The 15,072-nt window shown below is 74.7% G+C and carries 12 protein-coding genes and 1 pseudogene; 9 read left to right on the top strand and 4 right to left on the bottom strand.

Translation table 11 applies throughout. The features are described from left to right. Window positions 1-8: 8 nt before the first annotated feature. Together ACZ68P_RS02580 and ACZ68P_RS02575 are read left to right on the top strand one after the other, a co-directional pair. Complete coding sequence (locus tag ACZ68P_RS02580) at window positions 9-1,202, top strand: lipid-transfer protein (protein WP_471001430.1); 1,194 nt, start codon at window positions 9-11, stop codon at window positions 1,200-1,202. A 260-nt stretch (window positions 1,203-1,462) separates the two neighbouring features. Further along, window positions 1,463-2,923 carry an MFS transporter gene (locus tag ACZ68P_RS02575; RefSeq protein WP_471001427.1) on the top strand — a complete coding sequence of 487 codons (1,461 nt, stop codon included), beginning with the start codon at window positions 1,463-1,465 and terminating at the stop codon, window positions 2,921-2,923. A 122-nt stretch (window positions 2,924-3,045) separates the two neighbouring features. On the opposite strand, the pseudogene ACZ68P_RS02570 reads toward ACZ68P_RS02575, so the two are convergent. Next, window positions 3,046-3,498, bottom strand: a pseudogene (locus ACZ68P_RS02570) (response regulator); the annotation flags it as partial. Window positions 3,499-3,874: 376 nt separating this feature from the next. Between ACZ68P_RS02570 and ACZ68P_RS02565 the strand changes: the two are divergent. The 3 genes from ACZ68P_RS02565 to ACZ68P_RS02555 are packed head-to-tail and all read left to right on the top strand — an operon-like array spanning window position 3,875 to window position 6,805. Beyond that, window positions 3,875-4,747 carry a MaoC/PaaZ C-terminal domain-containing protein gene (locus tag ACZ68P_RS02565; RefSeq protein WP_471001424.1) on the top strand — a complete coding sequence of 291 codons (873 nt, stop codon included), beginning with the start codon at window positions 3,875-3,877 and terminating at the stop codon, window positions 4,745-4,747. A gap of 24 nt (window positions 4,748-4,771) precedes the next feature. Then, entirely contained in the window at window positions 4,772-5,848 is a 1,077-nt protein-coding gene (locus ACZ68P_RS02560) for a Zn-dependent alcohol dehydrogenase (protein ID WP_471001421.1), read from the top strand. Window positions 5,849-5,863: 15 nt separating this feature from the next. Next, a complete protein-coding gene (locus ACZ68P_RS02555) occupies window positions 5,864-6,805 on the top strand; it encodes a 3-oxoacyl-ACP reductase (protein WP_471001418.1) in 942 nt (313 codons plus the stop codon). 393 nt (window positions 6,806-7,198) lie between these two features. On the opposite strand, the gene ACZ68P_RS02550 is transcribed toward ACZ68P_RS02555, so the two are convergent. After that, on the bottom strand, window positions 7,199-8,302 hold the full coding sequence (locus ACZ68P_RS02550; protein WP_471001415.1) for a hypothetical protein: 1,104 nt from the start codon (window positions 8,300-8,302) through the stop codon (window positions 7,199-7,201). Between the two features lie 256 nt (window positions 8,303-8,558). Here ACZ68P_RS02550 and ACZ68P_RS02545 point away from each other — a divergent pair, with 256 nt between their 5' ends. The 3 genes from ACZ68P_RS02545 to ACZ68P_RS02535 are packed head-to-tail and all read left to right on the top strand — an operon-like array spanning window position 8,559 to window position 11,598. Beyond that, complete coding sequence (locus tag ACZ68P_RS02545) at window positions 8,559-9,377, top strand: Nif3-like dinuclear metal center hexameric protein (RefSeq protein ID WP_471001412.1); 819 nt, start codon at window positions 8,559-8,561, stop codon at window positions 9,375-9,377. Further along, a complete protein-coding gene (locus tag ACZ68P_RS02540) occupies window positions 9,374-10,117 on the top strand; it encodes a zinc ribbon domain-containing protein (protein ID WP_471002409.1) in 744 nt (247 codons plus the stop codon). Before ACZ68P_RS02545 ends, ACZ68P_RS02540 begins: the two co-directional genes overlap by 4 nt. 5 nt (window positions 10,118-10,122) lie before the next feature. Further along, complete coding sequence (locus ACZ68P_RS02535; RefSeq protein ID WP_471002406.1) at window positions 10,123-11,598, top strand: bifunctional RNase H/acid phosphatase; 1,476 nt, start codon at window positions 10,123-10,125, stop codon at window positions 11,596-11,598. 218 nt (window positions 11,599-11,816) lie between these two features. Here the strand turns inward: ACZ68P_RS02535 and eda are convergent, their stop codons facing one another. Both eda and yaaA read right to left on the bottom strand, forming a co-directional pair. Continuing rightward, the gene (eda, locus tag ACZ68P_RS02530) at window positions 11,817-12,464 is read right to left on the bottom strand and encodes a bifunctional 4-hydroxy-2-oxoglutarate aldolase/2-dehydro-3-deoxy-phosphogluconate aldolase (protein WP_471001410.1); all 648 of its coding nucleotides are present in this window, start codon (window positions 12,462-12,464) and stop codon (window positions 11,817-11,819) included. Between the two features lie 86 nt (window positions 12,465-12,550). After that, window positions 12,551-13,315: a peroxide stress protein YaaA gene (gene yaaA, locus ACZ68P_RS02525; RefSeq protein ID WP_471001407.1), complete on the bottom strand. Its 765-nt coding sequence runs from the start codon at window positions 13,313-13,315 to the stop codon at window positions 12,551-12,553. A 183-nt stretch (window positions 13,316-13,498) separates the two neighbouring features. Between yaaA and ACZ68P_RS02520 the strand changes: the two genes are divergently transcribed. Next, on the top strand, window positions 13,499-14,941 hold the full coding sequence (locus ACZ68P_RS02520; protein WP_471001404.1) for an RNB domain-containing ribonuclease: 1,443 nt from the start codon (window positions 13,499-13,501) through the stop codon (window positions 14,939-14,941). Window positions 14,942-15,072 lie beyond the last annotated feature (131 nt).

The raw sequence follows: 15,072 nt of genomic DNA, 5'->3' as shown, positions 1-15,072 counted from the left end.
ACGTGACCATGGGGAAGGCGTACATCGTCGGCGTCGGGATGACGAGGTTCGAGAAGCCGGAGACGCGTGACTGGCAGTACTGGGACATGGCGAGGGAGGCGGGGACGGCCGCCCTCGCCGACGCCGGGATCCCCTACGGGCGGGTGGAGCAGGTGTCCGTCGGCTACTGCTTCCAGCCGTCGACGGCCGGACAGCGCGCCGCCTACGAACTCGGCCTGACGGGCGTGCCCGTCTACAACGTCAACAACAACTGCGCCACGGCCTCGACGGCCCTGATGATGGCCCGCCAGTTCGTGGAGGGCGGGGTGTCCGACTGCGTCCTCGCGCTCGGCTTCGAGAAGATGGCGCGCGGCGCGCTGGGCGGCGGCTCCGGGGCGGCCGACTTCAGCACCTCCCCGGTGGCCCGGCACTACGGCGTCATGGCAGCCGCCCACGGCTTCGAGATGTCCCCGCCCACCGCGCAGATCTTCGGCAACGCGGCCCGCGAGCACATGGAGCGCCACGGCACGACGGAGGCGCAGCTCGCGGCCGTCGCCGCCAAGAACCACCGGCACTCGGCCGACAACCCGCACGCCCAGTTCCGGGACGTGTACTCGGTCGAGGAGATCCTCGCCGCCAAGACCGTCCACCGGCCGCTGACCCGGCTCCAGTGTTCGCCCACCTCCGACGGCTCGGCGGCCGCCGTGGTCGTCTCGGAGCGGTTTCTGGTCGAACACGGGCTGCACGGCAAGGCCGTGGAGATCGCCGGGCAGGCGATGACGACCGACACGGAGGACTCCTTCGCCTCCGGCTCCTGCATCGACGCGGTGGGCCTGCCCATGTCCCGGGCGGCGGCCCGGCAGGCGTACGAGCGCTCCGGTCTCGGCATCGAGGACGTGGACGTCGTCGAGCTGCACGACTGCTTCTCCGTCAACGAACTGCTGACGTACGAGGCCCTCGGCATGTGCGAGGAGGGCGCGAGCGGGAAGCTCGTCGAGTCGGGGGCGACGACCTACGGCGGCCGGTGGGTCGTGAACCCCTCGGGCGGTCTGATCTCGAAGGGGCACCCGCTGGGCGCCACCGGCCTCGCCCAGGCCGCCGAACTGGTCTGGCAGTTGCGGGGCGAGGCCGGGCCCCGGCAGGTGGCGGGCGCGCGGGTCGGCCTCGCGCACAACATCGGTCTGGGCGGCGCGGCCGTCGTGACGATGCTGCGGAGGCCATGAGCACCACGACCGCGAGCGCGGAGGCCGGGCGCGGGCCGGGTGCGGGACCGCGCCGTCGCCCCGGCCCCGAACGGCCGTCGGAAGGCGGTGGGGTGGCGGTCGGACGGTGTGCGGTCGGCTGGCCGTCGGACGGCGGTGGGAGGGTGGTCGGGCGGCAGGTCGGGCGGCGGTCGGGCGGCAGGTCGTAGGACCCGGGTCCGGGAGCCCGTACATCCCTCGCAGCATGTACGGCCCACTCCGGCTCTGCGACCATGACACGCATGGTTCACACCGAGTCGGCCGCCGAACAGTCCGCGTCCCTACGATCCGACCGCCGCGCCTGGCTCGTCGTGCTGGCCGCGTGCGCGGGCCAGTTCCTCGTCGTCCTCGACGTGTCGGTGGTGAACGTGGCCCTGCCGTCGATGCGGGCCGACCTCGGGCTCTCCTCCATCGGTCTGCAGTGGGTCCTCAACGCGTACTCGATCGCCTTCGCCGGCTTCATGCTGCTCGGCGGGCGAGCGGCCGACCTCTTCGGCCGGAAGCGGATGTTCCTCCTGGGGCTCGGTCTCTTCACCGCCGCCTCCATAGCCGGCGGCCTCGCGCAGGAGGGGTGGCAGCTGGTCGCCGCCCGCGCCGTCCAGGGCCTCGGCGCCGCCGTCCTGGCGCCCGCGACGCTCACGCTCGTCACCGCGGCCGTCCCCGAGGGACCCGCGCGGACCCGGGCCATCGGCACCTGGACGGCGGTCGGCGCGGCCGGCGGCGCGGCGGGCGGGTTCGTCGGCGGTGTCCTGGTGGACCTGCTCTCCTGGCGCTGGGTGCTCCTCATCAACGTCCCCGTCGGCGTCCTGGTCCTCGCGGGCGCCCTGGTGTGGCTGAGCGAGAGCCGGGCCACGGGCGGCCGCCGGCTCGACCTGCCGGGCGCGGTCCTCGTCACCGGCGGCCTGGCGTCCGTGGCGTACGGCATCGTGCAGACGGAGGAGGCGGGCTGGGGCGACCCGGTCACCCTGGCCCCCCTGCTCGGCGGCCTCGCGCTCCTCGGCCTCTTCGTCGCCGTCGAGGCCCGCACGGTGGCCCCGCTGATGCCGCTGAAGGTCTTCCGCTCGCGGGCGGTCACCTCCGCCAACGTCACGCTGCTGCTGTGCGCCTCGACCTCGTTCGGCATGTGGTTCTTCATGACCGTCTACGCCCAGAACGTCCTCGGCTTCACCCCGCTCCAGGCCGGTCTCGCCCTGGTCCCCAGCTCGATCAGCGTGATCGTGGGCTCCAAGCTGGCGCCCCGTCTGATGCCCGTGGCCGGCGCCCGCAACCTCGCCGTCATCGGCGCCCTCGTCGCCGCGACCGGCTTCGGCTGGCAGTCGACCATGACCACCGACGGGACCTTCCTGTCGATCATCCTCGGTCCCGGCATCCTGATGATGGCCGGCATGGGCCTGCTGATGCCGCCGCTTGCCACCCTCGCCACCTCCGGCGCCGAGCCCGGCGACGCGGGCCTCGTCTCCGGCCTCGTCAACACCTCCCGCACCATGGGCGGCGCGCTGGGCCTGGCCGTCCTGTCCACCGTCGCGGCGGCGCGGACGGCGGGCGGCACCACCCCGGAGGCCCTGACGGAGGGGTACGCCTCCGCGTTCCGCACGGCGGCCGGCGTCCTGGTGGCGGCCGCGGTCCTCATGCTGCTGTGGCTCCCGAGGCCGGAGCGCCGGAAGGGCGAGGACGCGCTCCAGGGAGCGGTCGGGACGCCGTAGGGAGGGCCCGGAGCGCGGCCTCTCTGCCTCAGCTCGCCTCCGGGGGCCGCGGGGCCGGGCCTCGCGCCGAGAGACGAATGCGTCGGACGCCACGGGGTCGGTGAGGCGCCCCGGCCCTACGGGGCCGTGTCCGGCGCGGGGTCGGCCGCCGCCAGGGCCGGGTCGATCACCGTCTCGCCGCGGAGCGCCCGGCGGACCGCCTCCGCGAGGTCCTCGACGGGGCCGTCCCTGAGCAGCAACCCGGCCGCGCCCGTCTCCCTCGCGCGGCGCAGCAGGCCGGGACGGGCCGAGGTCGTCAGGATCAGGACCCGGCAGTCCGGGACCTCGTCGCGCAGGTCGGCGGCCGCTTCGAGGCCCGTCCGGGCCGGGAGGTCGAGGTCGAGCAGTGCCACGTCCGGGCGGCGGACCAGGGCCGTGGCCACCACCTCGTCGCCGCGGCCGACCTGGGCGACCACCTCCATGTCGGGCCGCATGCCGAGCAGCAGTCCGAGCCCGCCGTGCGTCGTGCCCCGGTCCTCGGCGAGCAGGACGCGGATGGACGTGGCCGGGCGGATGTCCCGGGGCATCTCGTTCACCGTGCCAGCGTAGGGGCCCGCCCCGCCCGCCGCCGGGACCCCGGCCCGCGCGTTCCCGCCCCGCGCGACCGCCCGAGGGCCGCGTCCTCACCAGTTCATCTGACGCGCCGTCAGGAGGGTTCACAACTCCCACGGGCTCGGCTATACATGAGGATCACCGACCTAGAACGCGTTCTAGAACGGCGGGCGCGTACGGGACGGTCCCCGCACGGCCTCGGTGCGGCCGACGGTGCGGACGGTCGCGCCGAGGTCTTTTCCCCTCACCGATCCCACCCTCCGATCCCCGGACACGCACGGTCCTCGCCGGACACGCACGGCCCGCCGGTCCCACCGGTCCGCACGGATCGCCACCGGATCACCAAGGAGCAGCATCCCGATGCCCATTGACGCCGCACAGGCCGTCGCCGCCGAACCCCGCAGCGCCGAGATCGCCTGGGACCACAAGGACGTCCAGCTCTACCACCTCGGCCTCGGCGCGGGCTCCTTCCAGGGCAAGCCGCACCCCGCCACCGACCCCGACGAGCTCCGCTACACCCTGGAGTCGAAGCTCCACGTCCTGCCCAGTTTCGCCACCGTCGCCGGCGGCGGCATGGGCGTCGTCGGAGGCCTGTCCGCCCCCGGCATCGACGTGAACCTCGCCGCCGTCCTGCACGGCGGCCAGACGATCACGCTCCACCGACCCCTCCCCGTCCAGGGCCGGGCCGTCACCACCTCGCGCGTGGCCGCCGTCTACGACAAGGGCAAGGCCGCCGTCCTCGTCCTGCGCTCCGAGACGGCCGACGACGACGGACCGCTGTGGACCAGCGACGCCCGGATCTTCGTCCGGGGAGAAGGCGGCTGGGGCGGCGACCGGGGTCCCTCGGAGCGCGTCGAACTCCCCGACCGCGCACCGGACAGGACCGTCGAGCGCGCCGTACGGGAGGACCAGGCGCTGCTCTACCGCCTCTCGGGCGACTGGAACCCCCTCCACGCCGACCCCGAGTTCGCCAAGCTGGCCGGCTTCGACCGGCCGATCCTGCACGGGCTCTGCTCGTACGGCATGACCCTCAAGGCGGTGGTCGACACGGTCCTCGGCGGGGACGTCGCCCGTGTCCGCTCGTACCGCACGCGCTTCGCGGGAGTCGTCTTCCCCGGCGAGACGCTGCGCATCCGGATGTGGACCGGGGACGGCCGCGTCCAGGTGTCGGTGACGGCCGTGGAGCGGGACGACGCTCCCGTGCTCGCCGACACGCTCGTCGAACACTCGTAGACCCACCCCGAAGGGAGCCGCACCATGCGCGCAGCCGTGCTGCACGAGATCGGCCAGGACAAACTCGAGGTCGTCGACGACGTCGAGGCGGTGGGCTTCGGGCCCGGGAAGGTGCGCATCCGGGTCAGGGCCACCGGTCTGTGCCACTCCGACGTCTCCGCCATGAGCGGCATCCTTCCCCAGCCCGCCCCCTTCGTCCCCGGCCACGAGGGCGCGGGAGAGATCCTCGACGTCGGCGACGGCGTCACCGGCCTCGCCCCCGGCGACCGCGTGCTGATCTGCTGGCTCCCCGCCTGCGGCGGCTGCGCGGCCTGCAAGCGCGGCCAGACCCAGCTGTGCCTGGCGGGCTTCATGAACGCCGGCACCCCCAACTTCAGGCGCCCCGGCGGGGACGTCTTCGGCTTCGCGGGCACCGGCACCTTCGCCGAGGAGGTCGTCGTCGACGCGGGCTGCGCCGTACCGATCCCCGACGACGTGCCCTTCGACATCGCCGCCCTCATCGGCTGCGGAGTGACCACGGGCCTCGGAGCGGCGGTCAACACGGCCAGGGTGGAGACCGGTTCCTCGGTCGCCGTCATCGGCTGCGGCGGCGTCGGCATCTCCGCGATCCAGGGCGCCCGCCTGCGGGGGGCCGCCCAGATCGTCGCCGTGGACCCGGTCGCGTCCCGCCGCGAGGCGGCCCTGCGGTTCGGAGCGACGGAGGCGGTCGCTCCCGACGCGCTCGCCGACGCGAAGCAGCGGATCACGGCGGGCGAGGGCTTCGACTACGTCTTCGAGGTCGTCGGCAAGTCCGCCACCGCGCGCACGGCGTACGAGACGACCCGGCGCGGCGGCACCCTGTGCGTGGTCGGGGCGGGCGCGCTGGACGACTTCCTCCAGCTCAACATGTTCGAGCTGTTCTTCGACGAGAAGCGGATCCTGCCGTCGATGTACGGGGGCGGGGACGTGCTGCGCTCGTACGAACGGGCCATCGCGCTCTGGCGGGCCGGCCGGATCGACCTCGAGTCGCTGATCACCCACCGGGTGCCGCTGTCCGGGATCAACGAGGCGCTGGAACAGATGCGCACGGGTGTGGCCCTGCGCACCTGCATCGAGATCTGAGAGGACTTCCACGAGATGTCACTCCCCCTTGCGGGCCTGTCCGCGATCGTCACCGGCGCCGGACGCGGCCTCGGCCGGGCCGAGGCACGGGAACTCGCCCGGCTGGGCGCGGCCGTCGTCGTCAACGACTACGGCCGGCCGGGTCGCGACGGCTCCGGCGCCGCCTCGGCCGGGCCGGCCGAGGCGGTCGCCGACGAGATCCGCGCGGCGGGCGGCCGCGCCGTCGCGCACCTGGGCGACGTCGCCGACTTCGAGACGGCGCGGGGTCTGGTCGACCTGGCGGTGAGCGAGTTCGGGAAGCTGGACGTCCTGGTCAACAACGCGGGCATCCTGCGGGACCGGATGGTCTTCTCGATGAGCGAGGACGAGTGGGACGCGGTGATACGGGTCCATCTGAAGGGCCACTTCAACACCACGCACTTCGCGGCGGTGCACTGGAGGGGGCGGGCGAAGGCGGGGGAGCCCGGGGTGTACGGGCGGATCGTCAACACCTCCTCGGAGGCGTTCCTGGCCGGCTCGGCGGGTCAGCCGAACTACGCGGCGGCGAAGGGCGGGATCGTGGGTCTGACGACGTCCACGGCCCTGGCGCTCGCGAAGTACGGCGTCACCGCGAACGTGATCTGCCCGCGGGCCCGGACCAGGATGACGGAGGACGTCTTCGCGGGCTTCGCGGAGCCGGCGGCGGGCGAGCCGGACCCGCTGGCGCCCGAGCACGTGGCCCCGCTGGTGGGGTACCTCGCCTCGCCGGCGGCGGCGGGGGTGAACGGGCAACTCCTGGTCGTCCACGGCGGCATGGTCGCGGTCGTGGACCGGCCGAGGGTCGCGGCGAAGTTCGACACGTCGAAGGACGCCTTCACCTACGAGGAGCTGGACGGGCTGCTGTCCCCGTACTACGCGGGGCGCCCGGCGGGTGAGACGTTCGCGGCGGCCGAGGTCCTGGGCCTGAAGAAGGGCTGAGCCGGCCCGCGCGGGACAGGGGGCCCGGAAGGCCCGCGTAGGGCAGGAGGCCCGGAAGGGACCGGGCCGCGGAAGCGAACGGGCCCCGGCAGGACGCGGGCCCCGTCAGGAAGCGGGCCGCGGAAGCGAACGGGGTCACGCAGGACACGGGCCGCGTCAGGGACCGGGCCGCGGAAGCGAACGGGCCCCGGGGGGAGCCCCCGGGGCCCGTTCGCCGTCACCGCTCTTCCGGGTCGCGGCGGTGGCGGCCGTGTGCGGAGGACGTCGAGTCCTCCGACGGCGCCGCCTCGCCACGGTGCCTACCGGAGCCGTGCGGCTCCATCCCGTCCCCGCGTGCTTCCGACATGGTGGAACTCACCCCGTACTGATCGCTGTTGCCATGCGGCCGTGAGTCTAACCAGCCGCTTTGCGGTCGGTGAGGGGTGCCTGCTGCAAGGGGACCGGGCGGCACACGACCGGCTCCGGGGGCGCCGGTTCCGGGTCGGCCGGCACCTCCAGATCGACCAGCCCGCACCGCACCTCGTCCGTCGCGAACGGCAGCCGGAGAACGCCCTGCGGCGTCCAGAACCCGGATCCGGCCGGCCACCCCGCCGGCGCCGCGAGGTGGTGCATCCGGCGGCTCGACGGGCGCCACACGCCCACCCAGCTCCCCGCCGCCGCGTCGATCCGCAGCGCCACCGCGCAGCTCTCCGGCATCAGCACCTGCCCCGGCTGCACCGCGAACGGCGTCACCGCCGCGTCGTCCAGGCGCAGGCAGTCGGGGAAGCGGACCGGCAGCAGACTCCCGAGCACCCCCCACCCCAGCCGCTCGTGGCCCGGGGACGGCGCGTCGGAGCGGATCAGCAGCAGGCCGCTGTCGGCATCCGCCATCAGCAGCCGGTCGGTGCTCTCCTCGGTGATCTGGAGCAGCGGCGTCACCTCGCCGCCCCGCTCCAGGTCGACCGTCACCGCCTTCACGGGGCCGCCGTCGAGCCGCCGGTCGAGGGCGAGTATCCGCCCCGTGCGGTCCAGCCAGACCCCGCCCGAGCAGCGGCCCCTGACCTCCGCGACCCGCTCGGGGCCGAACGCCCCGCCCGCCACCAGCCACAGCGTGGTGGTGTCCCGGCCGACGCACATCGCGTACGCGCAGATGCCGTCCGGCGACGGCGGAAGCAGCGTCAGTTCCTCGGCCTCGACCGCGCCAAGCGACAGCTCACCCGTCCCCGGGCCGGTCGGGTACAGCAGGGAGAACGTGTGCCGGTGGCCGTCCACCCGGCGTTCGATCAGCACCCGGCCGTCCGCCAGCGGCAGCAGCCGCGCGCTCGGCTCCTCGGGCTGGTCGAGGGGGAGCGGTACGGCGTACGGCTCCGGCCCGTCGAGCGTCCACCGCTCCGCGTACAGGGCGTCCCCCACACCCGCGAGCCGCGCCGCGTACGCGCCGTTCGCCGTGATCGTGAACCTCGTCGGCCACATCGCGCCGTCGTCCTCCGCCGCGGTCTCGATGGCACAGGCTGTCATCGACTCGTCACCTCCGGCCACCGACGCTAGTTTTCGCACTTCCAGCCGAACAACACGACCCCGCCCGCTTCACACATAAGGGTGGCCAAGTGCCGGTTCGGCTGAGCGGGCCGAGGGCGTTGTGCTGCGGAGGGCCGGGAGGCGGCCGGTGCGACCGGCCGCCTCCCGCCCTTCGGGAAGCGGCCCGCGAGCAAGCGGAATCATCGCTGCCCACAGGCAGGACGGCAGGGCGCGCAAGGCAGGTAGCCTTTCCCCCGTGCCCCGTCTGTCTGAAGTCATCGCCGCACTCGACGCCCTCTGGCCGCCCGAGCGGGCCGAGCAGTGGGACGCCGTCGGCACGGTCTGCGGCGACCCGGACGCCGACGTCCGCCGCGTCCTGTTCGCCGTCGACCCCGTCCAGGAGATCGCCGACGAGGCGATCGAGCTTGGCGCCGACCTGATCGTCACCCACCACCCGCTCTATCTGCGGGGTACGACGACGGTCGCCGCCTCCCACTTCAAGGGCCGGGTCGTGCACCGCCTGATCAAGCACGACATCGCCCTGCACGTGGCGCACACCAACGCCGACACCGCGGACCCGGGCGTCTCCGACGCCCTCGCCGGAGCCCTCGACCTGCGGGTCACCGGCCCCCTGGTCCCCGAGAACAACCTCGGCCGGATCTGTGAGCTGGACCACCCCGAGACGCTCGGGGAGTTCGCGGCCCGCGCCGCGAAGCGGCTGCCCGCCACCGCGCAGGGCATCCGCGTCGCCGGTGACCCCGCCATGACCGTGCGCAGGGTCGCCGTCAGCGGCGGGTCCGGCGACAGCCTCTTCGACGCGGTGCGGGCCGCCGGCGTGGACGCCTTCCTCACCGCCGACCTCCGCCACCACCCCGTGTCCGAGGCGACCCAGCACTCCCCGCTGGGGCTGGTCGACGCCGCCCACTGGGCCACCGAGTGGCCTTGGTGCGAGCAGGCCGCCGCCCAGCTCGACGCCATCTCCGACCGTCACGGCTGGGACCTCAGGGTCCACGTCTCGACGACGGTCACCGACCCCTGGTCTTCCCACCACACCTCCCCTGGAGCCCCCAACTGAACGCCGCGCCCGCCGACCAGATCCGACTTCTCGACGTCCAGGCCCTGGACGTCCGCCTGCAGCAGCTCGCCCACAAGCGCAGGTCCCTGCCCGAGCACGCCGAGATCGAGTCGCTGACCAAGGACCTCACCCAGCTGCGCGACCTGCTCGTCGCCGCGCAGACGGAGGAGAGCGACTGCGCACGCGAGCAGACCAAGGCGGAGCAGGACGTCGACCAGGTGCGCCAGCGCGCCGTGCGCGACCAGCAGCGCCTCGACTCCGGAGCCGTCTCCTCCCCGAAGGACCTGGAGAGCCTCCAGCGGGAGATCGCCTCCCTCGCCAAGCGCCAGGGCGACCTGGAGGACATCGTCCTGGAGGTCATGGAGCGCCGTGAGTCCGCGCAGGAGCGGGTCGCCGAGCTGACCGAGCGCGCCTCCGCCGTCCAGGCCAAGACCGACGACGCCACCGCCCGGCGCGACGCCGCGCAGGGCGAGCTCGACGCGGAGGCCGCGACCGTCGGCAAGGAGCGCGAGCTGGTGGCCGGCTCGGTCCCCGCCGACCTGCTGAAGCTGTACGAGAAGCTGCGCCAGCAGCAGGGCGGCGTCGGTGCGGCGCGGCTGTACCAGCGCAAGTGCGAGGGCTGCCACATCGAGCTGAACATCACCGAGCTGAACGAGGTCCGCGCGGCCGCGGCCGACACGGTGGTGCGCTGCGAGAACTGCCGCCGCATCCTCGTCCGCACGGCAGAGTCCGGCTTGTAATGACGGTGAGGGAACTGATCGTCGAGGCGGACGGAGGCTCCCGGGGCAACCCGGGGCCCGCCGGTTACGGTGCGGTGGTCCTCGACCCGGTCACGGGCGAGACGCTCGCCGAGGCGGCCGAGTACATCGGCGTGGCCACCAACAACGTCGCCGAGTACAAGGGCCTGATCGCCGGCCTGAAAGCGGCGCGCGAGCTGTTCCCCGACGCGCTGGTGCACGTGCGGATGGATTCCAAGCTGGTCGTCGAGCAGATGTCCGGCCGCTGGAAGATCAAGCACCCCGACATGAAGCCCCTCGCCGCCGAGGCGGCGCGGATCCTTCCGGCGGGCCGGGTCCGCTACGAATGGATCCCGCGCGCGGAGAACAAGCACGCCGACCGCCTCGCGAACGAGGCCATGGACGCGGGCAAGCGGGGGCAGCAGTGGCAGCCCTCGGCGTCCGCGGCGGCCCTGGACGCGCGCGCGGCGCGCAACGCGGCGACCTCGCCCCCGGCGGGTCCGCCCGGAGACGCCACGGCGGGCGCGGCCCGTGCCCGGGCGGCCCTGTCGGGCGCCACGGGTTCCGGCGCGGGCGGCGGGACGGCGAGCGGTCCCGCCACGGGCCGGGGCGCGGGCGGCGATGCGGCCGCACCGTCCGACGACGGGCTGTTCGCCGCCGACGAGGCCATCGCGGTCCAGGCCCGTGCCTCGCTGGCCGCGGCCGGCACGGCCGAGCGTGACGCGAGCGGCGGCGCCTCCGCCGTGGCGAGCGGTGACTTCGAGGCCGAGGCGGGCGTCCTGGCGCACACCGGCCGGGGCGACGCCGGACGGGCCGCCACGACCGCGCCGTCCGCGCCCGGCTGGGGGGCGCCCGACATGGGGACGCCCGCGACCTTCGTGCTGCTGCGGCACGGCGAGACCGCGCTGACGCCCGAGAAACGGTTCTCCGGAAGCGGCGGGACCGACCCCGAGCTGTCGGCCGCCGGGATGCGCCAGGCCGAGGCGGTGGCCGCCGCGCTCGGCGCGCGCGGGACCGTCCAGGAGATCGTCAGCTCGCCGCTCAAGCGCTGCCGGCAGACCGCCGAGACCGTCGCCGCCCGCCTGGGGCTCGACGTCCGTGTCGAGGACGGGCTGCGCGAGACCGACTTCGGCGCCTGGGAGGGGCTGACCTTCGCCGAGGTGCGGGAGCGGTACGCCGATGACCTCGACGCCTGGCTCGCCTCCCCGAAGGCCGAGCCCACCGGCGGCGGCGAGAGCTTCGCGACCGTCGCCCGGCGCGTCTCGGCCGCCCGCGACCGGCTGACCGCGGCCCACGCGGGCCGTACGGTGCTGCTGGTCACGCACGTCACGCCGATCAAGACCCTGATCCGGCTGGCGCTCGGCGCCCCGCAGGAGTCGCTGTTCCGCATGGAGCTCTCGGCCGCCTCGCTGTCGGCGATCGCGTACTACGCCGACGGCAACGCCTCCGTACGGCTCCTGAACGACACCTCGCACCTGAGGTGAACCACCGCGAGCGGTGAGGGGCGGGGCCCGGACAAGCCGTGGCCCCGCCCCTCGCGCCGCTCGTAGGCGGTGTCTTGCCGATCCTGCCGAGGGCGCGGCGGCCTGGTCCGGCCTGAGCGCCGGACACCCCCGGACGACCCCCGGCACCGTCGACGCCACGGCCCGGCACCTCACCGAGGACGCCGAGGCGTTCCACGCCGCCGCCCACGGGCGAGCGGTCAGGCCGTCGTGACGCCCGCTCCGCCCGCCGTGGGCGCGAGACCGGCCGCCTCCCGCGCCAGGGACTCGACCCGGGCCCAGTCGCGGGCCGCGAGGGCGTCGCCCGGCAGCATCCACGAACCGCCGACACAGCCGACGTTCGGCAGGGCGAGGTAGGACGGGGCCGAGGCGAGCGAGATCCCGCCGGTGGGGCAGAAGCGGGCCCGGGGGAGCGGCCCGGCGAGCGACTTCAGGTACGGGACGCCGCCCGCCGCCTCGGCCGGGAAGAACTTCATGTCGGTCACCCCCCGCTCCAGCAGGGCGACGACCTCCGAGGTGGTCGAGACGCCCGGCAGGAACGGCACTCCCGACGCCCGCATCGCGTCCAGGAGGCCGTCCGTCCACCCCGGGCTCACCAGGAAGCGCGCCCCGGCCGCCACCGCGTCCGCGACACCGGACGCCGAGATGACGGTGCCCGCGCCGACCACCGCCTCCGGGACCTCCGTGGCGATCGCGCGGATGGCGGCCGGTGCGGCGGGGGTCCGCAGGGTCACCTCGATCGCGGGCAGCCCGCCCGCGACCAGGGCGCGGGCGAGGGGCACGGCGTCGGCCGCGTCCTCGATCACGACGACGGGGACGACGGGGGCAAGGTCAAGCACGCTCGGCATGGTGCCCATCCTGCCGACGGTGAGCGATCCACGCAACGACCGTTGCGCACAGTGCAATGGGCGGGTTCGTGTGAGGAGACCGGCGGTCAGTGGACCTCGTCCACCAGCACGTCCAGGACGCCGGCCCTGCCCTCCTCCACGACGTGGCCGAGGTCCCGCAGCGCCTCCACCAGCTCCTCCCGCCCCTTCGGCTCCGCCCCCGCCTCCAGCAGGCTCCGCACGATCCGGCCCTTGGTCGCCTTGTTGAAGTGGCTGACCACCTTCCGGGTCGGCGCATGCAGCACCCGTACCGTCGCCGTCCGCGCCGCCACCTCGCCCTTGGGCTTCCACGCCGACACGTACGCCGACGAGCGCAGGTCAAGCACCGGCCCGTCCCCCGCCACCTCCGGCAGGACGGATGCCATCGCCCCGCGCCAGTGGGCCCCCAGCGCGCCCAGGCCCGGCAGCTTCACGCCCATCGAGCAGCGGTACGACGGAATTCGGTCGTCCACCCGGACCGCGCCCCACAACCCGGAGAAGACGAGCAGCGACCCCCGCGCCCGCCTGCGGGCCGCCGCGTCGAGCGAGGCCAGACCGAGCGCGTCGTACAGCACGCCCGTATAGATCTCCCCGGCCGGCCGGGCCCCCGCCGTCCGCAGCCCGGCGTTCTTGGCGACCTCGCCGCGCAGCCCCTCGCTCAGACCGAGCACCTCGCGCGCCTTCTCCTCGTCCGCGACGCACAGGTCGACCAGCTCGTCCATGACCGCCGCGCGCGCCCCGGCCAGGCCGGGCAGCGAGAGCGACTCCGGCTTGAGCGGCGCACCGCGGCCCGAGGAGGCCTTTCCTTCGGAGGGCGGCAACAGCACGAGCACGGCGGTTCTCCTTCGTACGTACGGGGGTGGGGGTGCGGCCCCGACTGTTCAGCCTACAAAGCCGGCGCCCCGCCCCCGACCGTGCGCGCCCCGACCCCGACCGCGCGTGGCCGCCCGCCCCCGGGGCGGCGAGGCCCGGCCATCCGACATGCCGGGCCCGGTCCCCGCCTCTAGGCTCGGTCCATGCCCCGCCGCCCCATTCACGTGACCGGCGCAGCCGAGGCTCCCTTGCGGGCCGCCCTGCGCGCACTCCGTACCGAACCGGCGATCCCGCAGGCCTTCCCGCCCGCCGTCCTCGCCGAGGCCGAGGCCGCGGCGAAGGCCCCGAGACTTCCCGGGCACGACGCCACCGACCTCCCCTTCTTCACCCTCGACCCGCGGACCTCCACCGATCTCGACCAGGCCATGCACCTGGCCCGCCGCGCCGACGGCGGCTACCGCGTCCACTACGCCATCGCCGACGTCGCCGCCTTCGTCACCCCCGGATCGGCCCTCGACACAGAGGCGCACCGCCGGGTCCTCACCCTCTACCTCCCCGACGGCAGGGTGCCCCTCCATCCGACCGTCCTCTCCGAGGACGCCGCCAGCCTCCTGCCCGGGGAGACCCGTCCGGCGCTGCTGTGGCGCATCGACCTCGACGCCGAGGGCCGCCGCGTCGCCACCGACGTGCGCCGGGCCCTGGTCCGCAGCCGCGCCAAGCTGGACTACGCGGGCGTCCAGGCGCGGATCGACGCCGGCACGGCCGAGGAACCCGTCGCCCTGCTGCGCGAGATCGGCCGGCTCCGCGAGGCGCTGGAGACCGAGCGCGGCGGGATCTCCCTCAACGTCCCCGAGCAGGAGGTCGTCGAGCGGGACCACACCTACTCCCTGGAGTACCGCGCCCCGCTCCCCGCCGACGGGTGGAACGCCCAGATCTCCCTCCTCACCGGCATGGCCGCCGCCGACCTCATGACGGCCGCCGGAACCGGGATCCTGCGAACGCTGCCGACCGCCCCCGACGGTGCCGTGGCCCGGCTGCGCCGCTCCGCGCACGCCCTCGGGGTCGACTGGCCGCACCACGTCTCGTACGCGGACGTCGTCCGCTCCGTCGACCCCGCGAACCCGCGGCACGCCGCCTTCCTGCAGGAGTGCACCACCCTGCTGCGCGGCGCCGGCTACACCGTCTTCACCGACGGAGCCCTTCCGTCCCCGGCCGTCCACGCCGCCGTCGCCGACGAGTACACCCACTGCACCGCGCCCCTGCGGCGGCTCGTCGACCGCTACGCGGGGGAGCTGTGCCTCGCCGCGGTGGCGGGCGAGGAGCCGCCGGAGTGGGTTCGGGCGGCGCTCGACGCCCTGCCGGGGGAGATGGCGGAGGGCTCGCGGCGGGCCAACGGCGTCGAGCGCGAGACCGTCGACATCGTCGAGGCCGCGCTGATGAGCGGGCGCGTCGGCGAGGTCTTCGACGCGTACGTGATCGACGTGAAGGAGCGCGAACCGGGCGTCGGCACCGTCCACCTGGACGACCCCGCGGTCGTCGCCAGGATCGAGGGCGGCGAGGCGCGGCTGCCGCTCGGCGAATGGCTCCGGGTGAGGCTGACCCAGGCGGATCCCGGGCGGGCGAAGGTGCTGTTCGCGCCCGCGTGACGGCGGGGAGAAAGGCGCGGGCATCGTCCGCGTGACAGCGCACGACCCGCACCGGCCGGGGCGCGTCGAGGAGGCGGGGCGTGCACCGGTGCGGTCAGCTCGAGGGTGCGGGAGGTCCGCGAGCCGACGGC

The sequence above is a fragment of the Streptomyces sp. NPDC036822 genome, assembly GCF_055609145.1.
This window is presented reverse-complemented; position numbering and strand designations above follow the sequence as displayed.